Source organism: Lentzea sp. JNUCC 0626 (assembly GCF_043632865.1).
Taxonomy (GTDB): domain Bacteria; phylum Actinomycetota; class Actinomycetes; order Mycobacteriales; family Pseudonocardiaceae; genus Lentzea.
Genome location: NZ_CP171635.1, coordinates 9176633 through 9192829 on the forward strand (window position 1 = coordinate 9176633; position 16197 = coordinate 9192829).

17 protein-coding genes are annotated in these 16197 nt (G+C 69.7%); 14 read left to right on the forward strand and 3 right to left on the reverse strand.

Annotation, left to right across the window (positions count from 1 at the left end):
- The first annotated feature begins 2 nt into the window (after positions 1-2).
- The 5 genes from murD to JNUCC0626_RS43095 all read left to right on the forward strand — a co-directional run bounded on the left by murD (position 3) and on the right by JNUCC0626_RS43095 (position 6161).
- Positions 3-1376 (forward strand): UDP-N-acetylmuramoyl-L-alanine--D-glutamate ligase, encoded by a 1374-nt coding sequence (gene murD, locus JNUCC0626_RS43075; protein ID WP_394616382.1) that lies wholly within the window; start codon positions 3-5, stop codon positions 1374-1376.
- 67 nt (positions 1377-1443) lie between these two features.
- On the forward strand, positions 1444-2907 hold the full coding sequence (ftsW, locus tag JNUCC0626_RS43080) for a putative lipid II flippase FtsW (protein WP_394616383.1): 1464 nt from the start codon (positions 1444-1446) through the stop codon (positions 2905-2907).
- Between the two features lie 25 nt (positions 2908-2932).
- Positions 2933-4036, forward strand: coding sequence for an undecaprenyldiphospho-muramoylpentapeptide beta-N-acetylglucosaminyltransferase (gene murG, locus JNUCC0626_RS43085; RefSeq protein WP_394616384.1), 1104 nt, complete (start codon positions 2933-2935; stop codon positions 4034-4036).
- Positions 4037-4077: 41 nt separating this feature from the next.
- Positions 4078-5415 (forward strand): UDP-N-acetylmuramate--L-alanine ligase, encoded by a 1338-nt coding sequence (murC, locus tag JNUCC0626_RS43090; protein ID WP_394622228.1) that lies wholly within the window; start codon positions 4078-4080, stop codon positions 5413-5415.
- A complete protein-coding gene (locus JNUCC0626_RS43095) occupies positions 5412-6161 on the forward strand; it encodes a cell division protein FtsQ/DivIB (RefSeq protein WP_394616385.1) in 750 nt (249 codons plus the stop codon). The genes murC and JNUCC0626_RS43095 overlap by 4 nt, the downstream gene beginning before the upstream one ends.
- 343 nt (positions 6162-6504) lie before the next feature.
- On the opposite strand, the gene JNUCC0626_RS43100 is transcribed toward JNUCC0626_RS43095, so the two are convergent.
- Positions 6505-6630: a hypothetical protein gene (locus JNUCC0626_RS43100; RefSeq protein ID WP_394616386.1), complete on the reverse strand. Its 126-nt coding sequence runs from the start codon at positions 6628-6630 to the stop codon at positions 6505-6507.
- Positions 6631-6724: 94 nt separating this feature from the next.
- Between JNUCC0626_RS43100 and crtI the strand changes: the two genes are divergently transcribed.
- Complete coding sequence (crtI, locus tag JNUCC0626_RS43105; protein WP_394616387.1) at positions 6725-8146, forward strand: phytoene desaturase family protein; 1422 nt, start codon at positions 6725-6727, stop codon at positions 8144-8146.
- Between the two features lie 87 nt (positions 8147-8233).
- Here the strand turns inward: crtI and JNUCC0626_RS43110 are convergent, their stop codons facing one another.
- On the reverse strand, positions 8234-9124 hold the full coding sequence (locus JNUCC0626_RS43110) for an RICIN domain-containing protein (RefSeq protein WP_394616388.1): 891 nt from the start codon (positions 9122-9124) through the stop codon (positions 8234-8236).
- A 322-nt stretch (positions 9125-9446) separates the two neighbouring features.
- Between JNUCC0626_RS43110 and ftsZ the strand changes: the two genes are divergently transcribed.
- From ftsZ to JNUCC0626_RS43150, 8 genes are all read left to right on the forward strand, one after another.
- Positions 9447-10754 carry a cell division protein FtsZ gene (ftsZ, locus tag JNUCC0626_RS43115; protein ID WP_394616389.1) on the forward strand — a complete coding sequence of 436 codons (1308 nt, stop codon included), beginning with the start codon at positions 9447-9449 and terminating at the stop codon, positions 10752-10754.
- A 243-nt stretch (positions 10755-10997) separates the two neighbouring features.
- Positions 10998-11702, forward strand: a complete 705-nt coding sequence (gene pgeF, locus JNUCC0626_RS43120) for a peptidoglycan editing factor PgeF (RefSeq protein ID WP_394616390.1) — start codon at positions 10998-11000, stop codon at positions 11700-11702.
- Complete coding sequence (locus tag JNUCC0626_RS43125) at positions 11699-12397, forward strand: YggS family pyridoxal phosphate-dependent enzyme (RefSeq protein ID WP_394616391.1); 699 nt, start codon at positions 11699-11701, stop codon at positions 12395-12397. The genes pgeF and JNUCC0626_RS43125 overlap by 4 nt, the downstream gene beginning before the upstream one ends.
- A gap of 67 nt (positions 12398-12464) precedes the next feature.
- Entirely contained in the window at positions 12465-13118 is a 654-nt protein-coding gene (locus tag JNUCC0626_RS43130) for a cell division protein SepF (RefSeq protein ID WP_394616392.1), read from the forward strand.
- A gap of 18 nt (positions 13119-13136) precedes the next feature.
- Complete coding sequence (locus JNUCC0626_RS43135; RefSeq protein ID WP_382440120.1) at positions 13137-13412, forward strand: YggT family protein; 276 nt, start codon at positions 13137-13139, stop codon at positions 13410-13412.
- A 48-nt stretch (positions 13413-13460) separates the two neighbouring features.
- Positions 13461-14276, forward strand: a complete 816-nt coding sequence (gene wag31, locus JNUCC0626_RS43140; RefSeq protein WP_285638902.1) for a DivIVA-like cell division protein Wag31 — start codon at positions 13461-13463, stop codon at positions 14274-14276.
- Positions 14277-14291: 15 nt separating this feature from the next.
- On the forward strand, positions 14292-14780 hold the full coding sequence (locus JNUCC0626_RS43145) for a hypothetical protein (RefSeq protein ID WP_394616393.1): 489 nt from the start codon (positions 14292-14294) through the stop codon (positions 14778-14780).
- Positions 14781-14865: 85 nt separating this feature from the next.
- Positions 14866-15699, forward strand: coding sequence for a hypothetical protein (locus tag JNUCC0626_RS43150; RefSeq protein ID WP_394616394.1), 834 nt, complete (start codon positions 14866-14868; stop codon positions 15697-15699).
- A gap of 27 nt (positions 15700-15726) precedes the next feature.
- On the opposite strand, the gene JNUCC0626_RS43155 is transcribed toward JNUCC0626_RS43150, so the two are convergent.
- Complete coding sequence (locus JNUCC0626_RS43155; RefSeq protein WP_394616395.1) at positions 15727-16173, reverse strand: hypothetical protein; 447 nt, start codon at positions 16171-16173, stop codon at positions 15727-15729.
- Between the last annotated feature and the right edge of the window lie 24 nt (positions 16174-16197).

Consider the following 16197-nt stretch of genomic DNA (forward strand, 5'->3'; position numbering starts at 1 on the left):
TTATGACCAAGCTGGCCGGAACGAAGGTGCTGGTAGCCGGTGCTGGGGTGACCGGCCGGTCCGCCGCGGAGGCGTTGCTCGCGGCGGGCGCCGAGGTCGTGGTGACGGACTCGTCACCGGAACGCCTCGCCGCGTTGGAGACGCTGCTCGAAGGCGTGGAACTGGTGCCCGGCCTGGCGGAACCCCCGGCCGGCACCTCCCTCGTCGTCACGAGCCCGGGCTGGCAGCCGTCCAGCCCGCTGCTCGCGGCCGCCTCCTCGGCGGGCATCGAGGTCATCGGCGACGTCGAACTGGCCTGGCGGATGGGCACCGAACTGGCCGACCCGCCGGTGTGGCTCGCGGTGACGGGCACCAACGGCAAGACGACCACCGTCGGCATGCTGGAGTCGATCCTGCACGCCGCCGGTGCGGACGCCGTGGCCTGCGGAAACGTGGGCCTGCCGGTCGTCGACGCACTGCTGGCGGGCCGGCGCGTGCTCGCCGTCGAACTCTCCAGCTTCCAGCTGCACTGGGCGCCGTCGGTGCGCCCGCAGGCGGGGGCGTTGCTCAATCTCGCCGAGGACCACCTGGACTGGCACGGCGGCATGGACGCCTACGCGCAGGCCAAGGCCGGAGTCCTCACCGGTGACGTGGCGATCGGCTGGCTCGAGGACGACCGCGTGGTCGACCTGCTGGAGGCCGCGCCCGCCCGTGACCGCGTCGGTTTCACCCTGGACGAGCCCGAACGGGGCCAGCTCGGCGTGCGCGACGGCTGGCTGGTCGACCGGGCGTTCGCCGACGACGAGCCGCTGATCGAGGTCGCGAAGATCCGTCCGGCGGGCCCTCCCGGCATCGCGGACGCCCTGGCCGCCACGGCACTGGCGCGCGCGTACGGCGTTCCGTCCGAGGCGGTGCGGGAAGGCCTCGAAGCCTTCGAACCGGCCGCGCACCGGGCGGTGCTCGTGACCGTCGACGCCGCGGACGTGAAGTACGTCAACGACTCGAAGGCGACGAACCCGCACGCCGCGGTGGCGTCGCTGCGGGCGTTCGAGAGCGTGGTCTGGATCGCCGGCGGACTGCTGAAGGGCGCGTCGGTCGAGGACATGGTGCGGTCCGAGGCCCACCGGCTGCGGGCCGCCGTGCTGATCGGCGCCGACCGCGAGGTGATCGCCGAGGCTCTCGCGAAGCACGCGCCGGACGTGCCGGTGCGGTCACTTGATCTCGCGGACGACGAAGATCCGATGCTGACGACAGTGCGGGTCGCGCAGGAGTTCGCGCAGTCCGGCGACACGGTCCTGCTGGCTCCGGCGGCGGCGTCGATGGACATGTTCAGCGACTACGCGCATCGCGGTCAGGCGTTCACGGACGCCGTAAAGCGCCTTACGGGTGGCCGGTAGGGTCGAAAGGGGGCGACACGCCCCAGGAATCCCCGTTCGAGCGCTTGACACAGGAGACGATGATCTGGTGACCGTCGTCGCCGACAAGCCGAAGAGCAAGCGGAAGGTTCGTCCCGCGGGCCGCGTCGCCTCGTTGCGCGGCGGCCTGACGTCGTGGCTGAGCCGTCCGCTCGCCGACTTCCACCTCCTGCTGGCGATCTTCGGCATGCTCACCGTGCTCGGCCTGGTGATGGTGCTGTCGGCGTCGGCGCCGGGACAGGTCGCCTCCGGCGTGTCCGCGTACAGCGTGTTCCAGAAGCAGCTGATCTACGTCTGCATCGGTGCCGTGCTGTTCTGGGTGATGCTGCGGTTCCCGTTGCGCAGGCTCCGGCACTTCTCGACGGCCGCGATGGGCATCGGCGTGCTGTTGCTGGCCCTGGTGCTGACGCCGCTCGGTGACGTGCGCGGTGGCGCGCGGTCGTGGTTCACGCTCGGGCCCGTCTCCTTCCAGCCGATCGAGGCCGTGAAGCTCGCGCTGGCGTTGTGGGGCGCGCACGTCCTGGTGACCAAGCGGGCGTTGCTGTCGCAGTACCGCCACCTGCTGGTGCCGGTCGTGCCGGTCGCGATGCTGGTGTTCGCGCTGGTCATGCTCCAGCCCGACCTCGGCGGCACGATCACGCTCGGCGTGGTGCTGATCAGCCTGCTGTGGTTCGTGGGCGCGCCGATGAGGTTGTTCGGCGTGATCGCCGGTGGCGCGCTGGCGGGTGCAGTCGTGCTCGCGATCGGTGCCGCGTACCGGCTGCAGCGCGTGACGACGTTCCTCAACCCGGACGCCGACCCGCAGGGCGCCGGCCTCCAGGCCCGCCAGGCGATGTACGCGCTCGCCGAGGGCGGGCTGTTCGGCAAGGGGCTCGCGCAGGGCAGTTCGCAGTGGCGGTACCTGCCCAACGTCGAGTCGGACTTCATCTTCGCCGTCATCGGCGAGGAGCTCGGGTTCGTCGGGTGCGCGCTGGTGCTGGCGCTGTTCGGCGGCCTCGCGTGGGTCGGGCTGCGGGTGGCGTCGCGCAACACCGACCCGTGGATCCGGATCGTGTCCGCGACGCTGACGGTGTGGCTGGTCGCGCAGGCCGCGATCAACATCGGCTACGTCGTGCGGCTGCTGCCCGTCACGGGTCTCACGCTGCCGTTGATCTCCTCCGGCGGTACCTCGGTCGTCACGACCATGGTCGTGTTCGGCATTCTCGCGAACTGCGCGCGGCACGAACCGGAAGCCGTCGCGGCGTTGCGCTCGCTCGGTCCCGGCCGGGTCGGTGGCCTGCTCAAGCTGCCCGCGCCCGAGGCGTACCGGCAGCCCGCGAAGCGCAAGCCGTCCCGTCCGTCCACCCCTCCGCGCGCACCGGGCAGACGCACCGCGCAACTCCCGGTGGTCGACGAACGTCGTATGGCTGGACGCTCCGCTCCGCCTTCGGAGTACCGTCGCCGCGAATCGCGGCGGACACAGGGCCGTTCAGAGCAAGGCCGGTCGACCCGCGGTCGCGGGCGACACAACTGATCGATCAACTCATTCGGGAGAAGTCTTGACCGGGCACCCTGCCCCCAGTGGTCCGTGCGTCGTGGTCGCAGGTGGTGGCACCGCGGGTCACATCGAGCCGGCACTGGCGCTGGCCGACGCGGTCATGCGGCTGCGACCGGACGCACGCGTCGTCGCGCTCGGCACCGCGCGCGGCCTGGAGAACCAGATCGTGCCCGCGCGCGGCTACCCGCTGGAGCTGATCCCGCCGGTGCCGATGCCGCGCAAGCCCACCCTCGACCTGCTGAAGCTGCCGCTGAACGTGCGCGGCGCCGTGAAGCAGACGCGTGAGGTGCTGGAGCGCGTCGGCGCGGACGTCGTCGTCGGGTTCGGCGGCTACGTGGCGCTGCCCGCGTACCTGGCCGCACGCGGTCGCGTGCCGATCGTCGTGCACGAGGCGAACGCCAAGGCCGGTCTCGCGAACAAGGTCGGCGCGAAGTTCGCCGAGCACGTCGCCGCGGCCGTGCCGGACTCCGGCCTGACCGACGCGCAGATCATCGGCATCCCGCTGCGCCAGTCGATCACCACGCTGAACCGCGCCGCGCTGCGTGCCGAGGCCCGCCGGTTCTTCGGCCTCGACCCGCACGCGCCGGTGCTGCTGGTGTTCGGCGGCTCGCAGGGCGCGCGCTCGATCAACGAGGCCGTCGCGCCCGTCGCCGCCGAGTTCGCCCGCGCGGGCGTCGGCGTGCTGCACGCGTACGGGCCGAAGAACACCGTTGCGGTGCAACAGGTTCCGGGCCGTCCGCCGTACGTGACGGTGCCGTACCTGGAGCGCATGGACCTCGCGTACGCCGCCGCGGACGCCGTGCTGTGCCGGTCGGGTGCGATGACCGTCGCCGAGGTGTCGGCCGTCGGCCTGCCCGCGATCTTCGTGCCGCTGCCCATCGGCAACGGCGAGCAGGCGCTGAACGCCGGCCCCGTCGTCTCGGCCGGTGGTGGCCTGCTGGTGCCGGACGAGGAGCTGACGCCGCAGAAGGTCGCGTCGCTGGTCGTGCCGCTGATGGCGGACGGCAACCGGTTGGCGCAGATGTCCCGCGCGACGCTCGGCACCGGCCGGCGCGAGGCGGACGAGATCCTGGCCCGCACCGTTCTGGATGTGATCAAGAAGTGAGCCTCGAACGCGTTCACCTCGTCGGCATCGGTGGTGCCGGCATGAGCGGCATCGCCCGCATCCTGCTGGCGCGCGGCGTGCAGGTGTCCGGTTCGGACGCCAAGGACTCGCGGACCGTGCTGGCGCTGCGGGCCCAGGGCGCGCGGATCGCCGTCGGCCATGATGCCGCCAACTTGGACCAGCTGGTCGGCGGTGCGACCGAGGTCGTGGTGTCGACCGCGATCAAGGACACGAACCCGGAGTACGCGGCGGCCCGCGAGCGCGGCATCACCGTGCTGCGCCGGGCCGAGGCGTTGGCCGCGCTGATGGAAGACCATCGCGTCGTGTGCGTTGCCGGAACGCACGGCAAGACGTCGACCACCTCGATGTTGACGGTCGCGTTGCAGCACTGCCGTGTGGACCCGTCGTTCGCCATCGGTGGTGACCTGAACGAGTCCGGCGCCAACGCCCATCAGGGCACCGGCGGCGTGTTCGTGGCGGAGGCGGACGAGTCCGACGGCTCGTTCCTGTTCTTCTCGCCGTCGGTCGCCGTCGTGACGAACGTGGAGGCCGACCACCTCGACCACCACGGCACCGTCGAGGCCTACACGGCCGTTTTCGACTCGTTCCTGGAGCGCATCACGCCCGGTGGCGTGCTGGTGTCCTGTGTGGACGATCCAGGGGCTGCCCGCCTGATCACCGAGGCCCGTGCGCGCGGCATCCGCGTGCGCGAGTACGGCCGTGGCGGCGCTGACGCACGCCTCGTCGACTACAAGCCGTTCGAGTCTGGCGGCCTCGCGTCGGTCAAGATCGACGGCGTGCCGGTCGAGATCCGCGTCGCCGTTCCCGGCGAGCACATGGCGTTGAACGCGATCGCCGCCTTGCTGGCAGGGCTGGAGATCGGTGCCGACCAGGCAGGTCTGCTGGAGGGCCTCGCGGCCTTCGGCGGCGTGCGGCGCCGGTTCGAGTTCAAGGGCCGTGGCCGCGGCGTCTCGGTCTACGACGACTACGCGCACCACCCGACGGAGGTCGACGCCCAGCTGCGCGCCGCCCGCCCGGTCGCCGGTGCCGGTCGCCTGGTCGTGGTCTTCCAGCCGCACCTGTACTCGCGCACCCGCACGTTCTCCGTCGAGTTCGCCGCCGCGCTGTCGCTGGCGGACGAGGTCGTCGTGCTGGACGTCTACGGCGCCCGCGAGGAACCGGAACCGGGCGTGACCGGCGCGTTGATCGCCGACCAGGTCACGGCCTCGGTGCACTACGAGCCGTCGTTCGCCCGCGTGCCCGCCCTGGTGGCGTCGCTCGTCCGCGACGGCGACCTCGTGGTGACCATGGGCGCGGGCGACGTGACGATGCTCGGCCCCGAGATCGTCAGCGCGCTCGCGAGCGAAGAGCAGGCATGAGCGCCCCGGTTCGCGGCAGGTCCACGCGAGTTCGCACCGCGAACCGGAGACCGAAGAGCGCGGAGTACCGGGCGCGGCGCAGGATCATCCTGCGCCGCCGCCTGGTCGCGCTCCTGACAGTGCTGTCCGTGGTGGCCCTGGTCTACTGCGTGCTCTTCACGCCACTGCTCGGCGTGAGCCAGGTCGACGTCCGCGGCAACGCGGCCCTGACCGAGGACGAGGTCAGGGCTGTCGCCGACATCGAGCCGGGCTCACCCCTGGCCCGCCTGGACCTCCAGGAGATCCACGACCGCGTGGCGGGCATCCCGCGCGTGGCCGCCGTCGAGGTGGAACGCCAACTCCCCGGCACCGTCCGCCTGCTGATCACCGAACGCACCCCGATCGGCTCGGTGAAGCTGCCCGACGGCTTCCACCTGATCGACTCGACCGGCAAGGACTACGCGGTCCTCCCGGCAGCGGCCCCCGGCGTACCCGAACTGGTGCTGGCCCTGCCGTCGTCGTCGGACCCGGCCACCCGCGCGGTCGTCGGCGTCGTGAACGAACTCCCCGAGAAGCTGCGACCCGAGGTGGTGTCGGTGGCGGCGACGACCGGTGCCGATGTGACGCTGACGTTGAGCGGCAATCGCACGGCGAAGTGGGGCAGCTCCGAGAACACGGCCCGTAAGGCGGCCGTGCTGCTCGTGCTGCTGACACGGGAGGGCACGACGTACGACGTGTCGTCGCCGGACCTGGCCACGGTGTCCTAGGCCTGTCCTGCAGGTTCGTCAGGTGAGGGACGCGGGCGCTCGGCCGCTGCTCTCGCCCGGCGAGACTTGCAGGACAGGGCCTAGCCGAGCGTGAGGTGGAAGCCTTCGCTCTTGGCTTCCTGCTGTGACTTCCAGATGACGCCGCGGTTCCTGACGTCGAGAACGCCGCAGGCGAGTCGGTGTCGGCCGCGCGCAGCAGGTCGGGACCGGCGGTCCTTGGGTTCGTGGGTCGGCTATCGGCGCGGTGCCGGCGGGCGCGACGGCGTCGGGAAGCGGCGCGGGCGGCGGTGCGCCGGCCGGGGGATCGGTTGGGAGCACACGGGAATCTCCTCGGGGTCGCCGGCTAGCCGTTCGGCTTCAAGCGCGCCATCGCCACTCGTACGACGAGGCTGCCGAGCCTGCTCGTGACGAGTTCCAACACGATCGCTTCGACGACGAGCGAACGCACGGACGCGGGTGCGGGTGCCAAGACGTGCCTCCTGGTGATGAACGACTACCGTGCTCATCGGAGAGCCACTCGCTGTATTAGCCATATTGATCGTTGTCACCCGAAGGAAGTACTCATGCCGGGCCACGTCGTGGTGGTGGGCGCCGGTCTGGCCGGGTTGTCCGCCGCGTTGCACCTGCAGGGCAGCGGTCGCCGGGTGACCGTGGTGGAGAAGGCAGCCGTGCCTGGGGGGCGGGCCGGGACCGTCGAGGTCGGCGGGTTCGTCGCCGACAACGGGCCCACCGTGCTGACCATGCCGGAGTACCTGGACGAGGCGTTCGGCGTTGTGGGGGAACGGCTTTCGGACTGGCTGACGCTCGATCCCGTGACTCCCGCCTATCGCGCGCGGTTCGCGGACGGGTCGCGGATCTCCGTGCACACCGACGCCGCCGCGATGGAGGACGAGGTCCGCACCGTCTGCGGCGCAAGGGAAGCGGCCGGGTACCTCGCGTTGCGCAAGTGGCTCGGGGAGCTGTACTCGGTGCAGCGCGAGCACTTCATCGGCGCGAACTTCGACTCGCCGTTCGACCTGGTGCGGCCTGAGCTCGTGCGGCTCGCGGCGCTGGGCGGGTTCGGGCGCCTCGAGTCGCAGTTGCGGCGGTTCCTGCGGGACGAGCGGTTGATCCGGCTCTTTTCGTTCCAGGCTTTGTACGCGGGTGTGCCGCCGCAGCAGGCCCTCGCGGCGTATGCGGTCATCGCGTACATGGACACCATCGCCGGTGTGTACTACCCGCGCGGTGGGATGCATGCGGTTCCTGAAGCGATGGCTGCTGCTGCGGTGAAGCACGGCGCGGAGTTCCGTTACGACGCAACGGTCACACGGCTGGAGTGGCGTGGTGCGCGCGTGGTGGCTGTGCACGTCGGTGAGGAACGCATCGCGTGTGACGCCGTCGTCCTGGCGTGTGAGCTGCCGGATGCCTATCGGTTGCTGGGGAAGTCGCCTTCGCGGGTGGTGCCGCGCCGGTGGTCGCCGTCCGCCGTCGTGCTGCACGCCGCGACGGACCGAACCTGGGACCTCGGGCACCACAACATCCTGTTCGGGCAGGCGTGGCGCGGGACGTTCGACGAGATCGTCCACAAGGGACGGTTGATGTCCGACCCGTCGCTGCTCGTGACGCACGCCCAGGACGGACTGCACTACGTCCTGGCGCCGACGCCGAACCTGCGGGTCGGGCAGGTCGACTGGCGGCGCGTGGGGCCCCGTTATCGCGACGAGCTCGTGCGGACCTTGGAGGCGCGCGGGCTCGACGGGTTCGGCGCGGCGGTGCGCGACGAGGTGCTCGTGACGCCGGCCGACTGGGGCAACGCGGCGGGCACGCCGTTCGGGCTCGCGCACACCTTCGCGCAGACCGGGCCGTTCCGGCCGCGCAACGTCGTGCGGGGTGCCGAGAACGTGGCGCTCGCCGGCGCGGGCACCACGCCCGGCGTCGGGGTGCCGCCGGTGCTGATCTCCGGACGGCTCGCGGCCCAGCGGATCAGCGCGCTGCGGCTTCGCTGAGGCTCGGTGGTCAGGGCGTGCCGGACGGTGCCGAGAGGACCGTCCGGCAACCCTTGTCATCCGGATGTGGTCAGGACCTGGTGGCGACTAGGCCGGCACCAACTCCCACTGCTGCCAGGTGTGACTGAAGCGCGTGTCGGTCACGAACACCCAGCCGTCGCCCGGCGTCAGGAACTCGGTGTTGAGCGCGCTCCGCACCCGCGCCGAGCCGAGCCTGGTCGGCTCGATCGACCACTGCTGCCCCACGTCACCGGACGCGCAGTCGCCGATCACCAGGGGCTCGACAGCGCTGGCGCCGCCGAGCGAGAGGCACCTGCCGTTTGCGACGCTCCGGAACGCCGTCTTGCCGTCGACCTCGATCCGCTGGAACTTCTGCTCCACCACGTCCGCGCACGGCACGGGTAGAAGCCTGGTGCCCGACAGGCTGAGGCAGCCGTACGTCGAGGCCTCGGCCGAGCGGATGCGCACGACCTGACCCGTGGTGTCGGGTAACGCCTCCGTCGTGCCGACGGTGCGCAGCTCCCACTGCTGCGCGGCCGGCTCGCCGAAACCGGTGATCAGCACGTCCCGTTCGCCGTTCGACCACGTCAGGGCCGTCAGGTACTCCGGGCTGTCGCCGAACTTGACCCGCACCGAGCCGGAGACGGCCGGTTCCGTCGTGATGAAGCCGTGCGGCTGCTCGTCGTCGCACCGGTAGAAGCCGTACATCTCGCTCAGGCACTCCCGGTGGAGAGCGACGTTGCGGAGCAGGTGCCGGCCCCCGTCCACCGGCACGACCTCCCACTGCTGCGCCTCGCTGCCGTCGCACGGCAGGATCGTCGTGTTGTGCGGGGTCTTGTCCGCCTGCACGCACTCGCCGTACAGGACGCTCTTGATCTCGATGATCTTGTTGCCGTCTTCCGCCGCGCCCGCAGGCGCGACCATCACTGCCCCCAGAGCGATCGCGCCCAGCGCGATGCTCAGCAATTTCATCCCCATACCTCGACGCTAGCGGCCACCCCTGACAGAAAATCGCGGTTAGGGCGGGCGAGACGATCTCTGATTCGAGGTCCGACTAGGCTTGGGGGGCGTCGTCCTCAGGCCGTGCGCACTACTTGACGGCACGACCGGGGAGTAGTAGCGCACAGTGTTGGGACCCTACGGCGTGGCTGCTGGACCGACGCACCGCCGGTGCTTACCGTCCAGCAGGAACATATGGGGTTGACATAACTCTGAGCCTCGACGAGAGGTTGAGAGTTTCAATCCGGGTGCATCCCCACCCAGCACCACAGCGCGGACCACGATCAGGAAGGCGGATCCGATGACGCCCCCGCACAACTACCTCGCGGTGATCAAGGTCGTCGGCATCGGTGGTGGCGGCGTCAACGCCGTCAACCGCATGATCGAGGTCGGGCTGAAGGGCGTCGAGTTCATCGCGGTGAACACCGACGCCCAGGCCTTGCTGATGTCTGATGCCGACGTCAAGCTCGACATCGGCCGCGAGCTGACCCGCGGCCTCGGTGCCGGCGCCAACCCCGAGGTCGGGCACAAGGCCGCCGAAGACCACCGCGAGGAGATCGAGGAGGTCCTCAAGGGGGCCGACATGGTCTTCGTGACGGCCGGTGAAGGCGGCGGCACGGGCACCGGCGGCGCACCCGTCGTGGCCTCGATCGCCCGCAAGCTCGGCGCACTGACCATCGGTGTGGTGACGCGCCCGTTCTCGTTCGAGGGCAAGCGCCGCGCCAAGCAGGCCGAAGACGGCATCCAGGCGCTGCGCAACGAGTGCGACACGCTCATCGTCATCCCGAACGACCGCCTGCTGCAGCTCGGCGACATCGGCGTGAGCCTGATGGACGCCTTCCGCTCCGCGGACGAGGTGCTCCTCTCCGGTGTCCAGGGCATCACCGACCTGATCACGACCCCCGGTCTGATCAACCTGGACTTCGCCGACGTCAAGTCGGTCATGTCCGGCGCGGGCTCGGCGTTGATGGGCATCGGCTCGGCCCGAGGCGAAGGCCGAGCAGTACAAGCAGCCCAGAAGGCCATCAACTCGCCCCTGCTCGAAGCGTCGATGGAAGGCGCCCACGGCGTCCTGCTCTCCATCGCCGGCGGCTCCGACCTCGGCCTGTTCGAGATCAACGAGTCCGCCTCGCTCGTCCAGGAAGCCGCACACCCGGACGCGAACATCATCTTCGGTACGGTCATCGACGACTCCCTCGGCGACGAGGTGCGTGTGACCGTGATCGCCGCAGGGTTCGACGGTGGCGGGCCGACGCACAAGAAGCTGGAGCCGACGGCGCTGTCCTCGCCGCCTCGGACGGCTACCGGGCCCATTGCTTCGGCTACTGCGGCTCCGGTCGCGCACGTTCAGCAGCCGGTTGCTCCGCCGCCTCCGGTGGTGCAGGCTCCGCCGGTTGCTCCGGTTCAGCCCGTGCAGCCTCAGCCCGTGCAGTCGACTCCCGTTCCGCCTACTTCCGTGCCGCCTCAGCCTTCGCCGGCTCAGGGGAACGGGTACGTGCCGTCTGTGCCTCGGTCGTTGTCGCCCAACGGGTCGTTGCCTTCTCGGCCGGTGCCGGTTACGGATGATCCTGATGATGAGGTGGACGTTCCGCCGTTCATGCGGCGGTGACGTTCTGATCTTGTTGGACCCCCTGAGTCGCGTTTGGGCTCAGGGGGTCTTTCTTGTTGGTCGCGTGGCTTCGTCACGAGTCGAGCCAAGAGCGGTGCAGCAAGAGCTGTGGCACGACTCGTGACGAAGCCACCCCACCCGGAGCGCATGGGAAAGACGGCTCGCCTTCGGCATCGCGCGGCTTGGGTGGGCTCGCCGTGACTCCCGCCCGAGGCGGTGGGGCGTGCGAACTAGGGTGTAGGTGTGCGCATTCGTCGTGTTGTGACCACCCGCGCCGGTGGCGTGTCCAAGGCGCCCTTCGACTCGTTCAACCTCGGCGATCACGTCGGGGACGACGAGGCGGCCGTTGAGGCCAACCGGGGCAGACTCGCTGGAGGGATCGGGTTGACGCCCGACCGGTTGGTCTGGATGGAGCAGGTGCACGGGCGGACCGTGGCCACCGTGGACGGGCCGCAGGGTGAGCCGCTTGAGGCCACTGATGCTGTTGTGACGAAACAGGCCGGGCTCGGGCTTGTCGTGTTGACGGCTGACTGCGTGCCGGTGCTGCTCGGCGATGAAGTGGCCGGGGTGGTCGGGGCCGTTCACGCTGGGCGGGTCGGGGCTCGGGTCGGTGTGGTCGTTGAGGCGCTCAAGGCGATGATGGCGCTCGGGGCCGATCTTGAGCGGATCGAGGTGCTGCTCGGGCCCGCGGTGTGCGGCGAGTGTTATGAGGTGCCCGTGGAGATGCAACGGGACGTGGAGAAGCACCTGCCTGGGAGCGCTTCCAAGAGTCGGAAGGGCACGCCTGCGCTGGATTTGCGGGCCGGGCTGTGGAATCAGCTCGCCAGCGCCGGGGTGGCGAAGATCGGGGTCGACCCTCGGTGCACGTTCGAGGAGAAGGACCTGTTCAGCCATCGACGGCAGGCGCCCACCGGGCGGCTCGCGTCGGTGATCTGGGTGGACGCGTGAACCGGCGGGACGAGCTGAAGGCCAACCTCGAAGAGGTCGAGGAGCGCATCGCGAAGGCGTGCGCCCAAGCGAACCGGCCGCGCGAAGAGGTGATGTTGCTCGCGGTGACGAAAACCTGGCCCGCGAGCGACGTGGAGATCCTTTACGAGCTCGGGCTGAGGAACTTCGCGGAGAACCGCGACCAGGAGGCGGGCGCCAAGGTCGGCCAGTTGAGACACCTCGCGGAAGCGCGGTGGCACATGGTCGGGCGGTTGCAGCGGAACAAGGCCAAGTCCGTGGTCGAGTGGGCCGACCAGGTCGACTCGGTCGACAGCGTCCGGCTGGCCGAGGCGCTGGCCAAGGCGGCCCACGCGAAAAACAAGAAGTTGGACGTGTTGTTGCAGGTCAGCATCGACGGGGACGTGAGTCGCGGTGGGGTGGCGATCGCGGACGTCGGCGAACTGGCTGGCGTGATCACTCGTTCGGGTGATCTTATTCTCCGAGGTGCGATGACTGTCGCTCCTCTGACGATGAAGTCATCGCAGGCGTTTCAGGCGTTGGCTTCGGTGGTATCAGGCCTACGTGATGATCATCCCACTGCCACCCATGTGTCAGCGGGAATGAGTGGTGACCTGGAAGATGCCATCTCGCACGGATCGACCTGTGTGCGTGTCGGAACGGCGTTGCTCGGCAGCCGGCGACTAACCTCGCCGTAGGTTGTCGGGAACCTCGGGACCGTCCGCACCGTCCCTAAGAGTGGGGAACCGCCGAGGAGGGGCTGGAATGAGCGCTTTGCACAAGCTGAAGGCCTACTTCGGGATGGTCCCCGCCGAGTACGCAGACGACCCCGGCTACGACGACGACCGGGGCCGCTACGGCGACTACCGGTCCGAGTACGCGGCCGAGGCCGACGACTACGACCCGTACCCGCGACGCAATCGCGTGTTCACGCCGGGCCGGCCGGAGCTCCAGGGCTCCGGGTACCGGGCCGACATCGACGAGTCGGACGACTACGAGCCGGAGACGCGGCGCGGGGGCAGCCCCTCGAGCACGCGTCGCTGGAGTGCCGATGCACCTGTGCACGGCGCACTCGCGGTCGAGCCGCAGCGCGAGCCCGTGAGCAGGTTGCGTCCGGTTGCCGAACCGGTGGGCAACCCGTTGGCGCGCATCACGACGCTACATCCCCGTACTTACAGCGAGGCGCGCACGATCGGGGAGCACTACCGCGACGGCACCCCGGTGATCTTGAACCTGACCGACATGGACGACGCGGACGCGAAGCGTCTCGTCGACTTCTCGGCCGGTCTCGCGTTCGCTCTGCGCGGGTCCATGGACAAGATCACCAGCAGGGTGTTCCTTCTCTCACCGCCGAACGTTGACGTCACGGCGGAGGACCGCAGGAAGCTGGCCGAGGGCGGGTTCGGGAACCACGGTTAGAGTTGACCCGTGGCCCCCATCCTGCTCGTCATCTTCTACGTCCTGTTCGCGTTCTCCCTGTTCCTGACCGCGCGTGTCGTGGTCGAGATGGTGAGGACGTTCGCGAGGGATTGGCGCCCGGCGGGCGGCGTAGCCGTGACGCTTGAGACCGTCTACACGGTCACCGACCCACCGGTTCGTGCGCTCCGTCGGGTGATCCCGACTGTGCGGATCGGAGGCGTCGGGCTGGACCTATCGATTATTGTGCTGTGGCTAGTCGTTATCATTCTGATGCGATTCGCAGATCCCAGGTGACGGGGAACCGTGGGATGACCGCAGCCCAGGAGTGCGAGAGGTGATCCGATGCCGTTGACCCCCGCTGATGTGCACAATGTTGCATTCAGCAAGCCGCCGATTGGCAAGCGGGGCTACAACGAGGACGAGGTGGACGCGTTCCTCGACCTGGTTGAGGGCGAGTTGGCCCGCTTGATCGAGGAGAACAACGACCTCCGTCAGCAGGTCGAGCAGCTCGACCAGCAGCTCGAGACGTCGCGTGCCGACCTCGACGACGCGAGGGCGAAGGCTTCCGCAGCCCCCATGACGACCCGCATGCCGGTCGAGGAGCCGCGCCGCCTGGCGCCGGTCCCGCCGCCTTCGGTCATGGAGCAGACGTCCCCCGGTGGTGGCGGAGACCACCACGTGCAGGCCGCGAAGGTCCTGGGTCTCGCCCAGGAGATGGCGGACCGGCTGACCGGCGAGGCGAAGGCCGAGGCGGACGGCATGCTGTCCGAGGCCCGCACGAAGTCCGAGCAGCTGTTGTCCGAGGCTCGCGCCAAGGCCGACACGATGGTCAACGAGGCGCGCACGCGTGCCGAGACCATGCTCAACGACGCGCGGACGCGTTCCGAGACGCTGGAGCGGCAGGCCCGTGAGAAGGCCACCGCGCTGGACCGTGACGCGCAGCGCAAGCACGCTGAGGTGATGGGCAACATCACCCAGGAGAAGAACACGCTCGAGAAGCAGATCGACAAGCTGCAGACGTTCGAGCGCGAGTACCGCACGCGACTGAAGACGATGCTCGAGTCGTCCCTGCGCGACCTCCAGGACCGCGGCCCGGCCGCGCCCTCCGAGGGCCGTTCCCAGGGCTACTCCTTCGGTGCACGCGCCGAAGCGGGCTGAACTACTGTTCGCTAGGTGCTCTTCGTAGTTCTACTTCTGGTGCTGGCTGCCCTCGGGCTGCTCGTACCTGCGCTGGCCACGTCCAACACGATCTGGGCGTGGTCGTCCGTGGGCGCGAGCGTGCTCGCCGCCCTGGTCCTCGCATGGGACTGGTGGCGGAGGCGACCGGGGGACCCCGCAGCCGACGCGCAGAGTGTAGATCAACAGGCTGTAGCTGATGATCAACGGGTAGTCGTAGCGGCAGAAGCCGACACGCCGCCCGCTGACGAGGAACCACCGGAAGAGGACACCGACGCGGCGGACCTGCTCGTCGTGGCCGATCTGGTGGACGAGGTCCGGGTGCTGGACGAGCGGCCCCGGTACCACCTGAGCTCGTGTTCCTGGCTCGCCGGGAGGCCCACGCTGGGCCTCCCGGTGCAGGAAGCACGGCAGTTGCAGTTCACGCCTTGCGCCCTGTGCACCCCTGACGCGGTGCTGGTGCGCAGGAGCCGCGCCACCTCCTGATCGGGTGCTCGCCCGAAATACAGGGGCGAAGTGGCGTTCGGCGCGCTATGAATCCCCCATGCCACTGAGATCAGTGCTGGGGGCCGTGGTTGTCGCAGTGTTCGTGCTGGCAGGCGCGCCATCGGCCGTAGCGCAACCCAAGACCGAACTGCACCCGTGCGTGCCCGCGGACCTCCGCGAGAGTGCGATCACCTTCAAGGCCGACGACGACGTCGAACTGCCCGGACTGGTGTTCGGCAGCGGGTCGACCGGGGTGCTGCTCGCGCACACCCAGACCGAGTTCCTCTGCGACTGGCTGCCGCTGGCGCGTGCGCTCGCGGACGACGGCTACCAGGTGCTGCTGTACGAGATGCGCAGCCTGACGCTGCGCGAGAACCGGCACTCCTACGACCGCGACGTGCTGGGTGCCGCGCGGGAACTGGAGAACCGCGGTGCCTCGGCGATCGTCGCGGGCGGCGCGGGGACCGGTGCCACCGCCATCGCCTCGGCGGGGCAGCAGATCGGTGCCCTGAAGGGCATGTTCCTGCTCACGCCGTTCGAGGCCTTCCGGACGTCCAGCGCCGACCTCGACGCCCTGACGGGCATCAAGGCCGTGCAGGTGCCGGCGTTGGTCGTCGCGGCCGAGGACCACGTCGTCGGGGACCTGCGGCTCGCCGATCACGCCCGGGAGATCGCCGGCGCCGCCTCGAACGCGAAGCTGGAGATCGTGCCGGGCACGGCGGGGTTCGGGAAGCTCACCGAGGACGCGGCGCTGCGGGACGAGATCCGGGCGTTCGTCCGCGAGACGGCACCGCCGGGGTCTGCCGCCTGGTCGTTCACGCGGTGGCTGCTCGGCGGAGGGACGTTGCTGGTGGTGCTGGCGGTCGTGGTGGTCGTGCTCCGCCGGCGGAACACGACCACCGATCAGACCGTCAGCTGATCTTCGTCCGGAACGTGCCGTCAGGTCTCATCGCGCGAAGTCGACCCGAACGCGGAACGCGTTGAACGGCTGGTCGCCGCAGGTGTGCGTGATCGACGCGGCGAACACGTCGGCCCACCCGTCGGCGTTGTACTCGACGCGGTCGACGGTGAAGTCGGCTGTCTGGTCGACGCAGACGTGGCCGTCGCCTATGACCATGACCTTCTCGTCGTGGTACGTGCCGGCCGTGATCAGCTGCCCGTCGTGCCGGGACAGTTCGACCAGGATGTAGTCGTTCGCGCTGTCGACGTCGGCGTGAACCCTGATCGTGTTGTCGGATCGGCGCAGTCCTACGCGGATCTCCTCGGTCGACGCCGACCAGTGCGCGGACCGGCCGTGCACCGGCCACGCGTTGGCTTCGGCCTCGAAGGAGAACTCCTGAACCGGAGCGACGACGGTGGTGCTCAGCAAAGTGGCGAGTGCCAGTGCTTTCACGTGATCCCCCAATCACCTCGCCGG

Coding starts and splice junctions, on each gene's coding strand:
- murD (WP_394616382.1), top strand. CDS start 3: ATGACCAAGCTGGCCGGAACGAAGGTGCTGGTAGCCGGTGCTGGGGTG.
- murC (WP_394622228.1), top strand. CDS start 4,078: ATGAGCGGCATCGCCCGCATCCTGCTGGCGCGCGGCGTGCAGGTGTCC.
- JNUCC0626_RS43095 (WP_394616385.1), top strand. CDS start 5,412: ATGAGCGCCCCGGTTCGCGGCAGGTCCACGCGAGTTCGCACCGCGAAC.
- crtI (WP_394616387.1), top strand. CDS start 6,725: ATGCCGGGCCACGTCGTGGTGGTGGGCGCCGGTCTGGCCGGGTTGTCC.
- JNUCC0626_RS43110 (WP_394616388.1), bottom strand. CDS start 9,124: ATGGGGATGAAATTGCTGAGCATCGCGCTGGGCGCGATCGCTCTGGGG.
- ftsZ (WP_394616389.1), top strand. CDS start 9,447: ATGACGCCCCCGCACAACTACCTCGCGGTGATCAAGGTCGTCGGCATC.
- JNUCC0626_RS43130 (WP_394616392.1), top strand. CDS start 12,465: ATGAGCGCTTTGCACAAGCTGAAGGCCTACTTCGGGATGGTCCCCGCC.
- wag31 (WP_285638902.1), top strand. CDS start 13,461: ATGCCGTTGACCCCCGCTGATGTGCACAATGTTGCATTCAGCAAGCCG.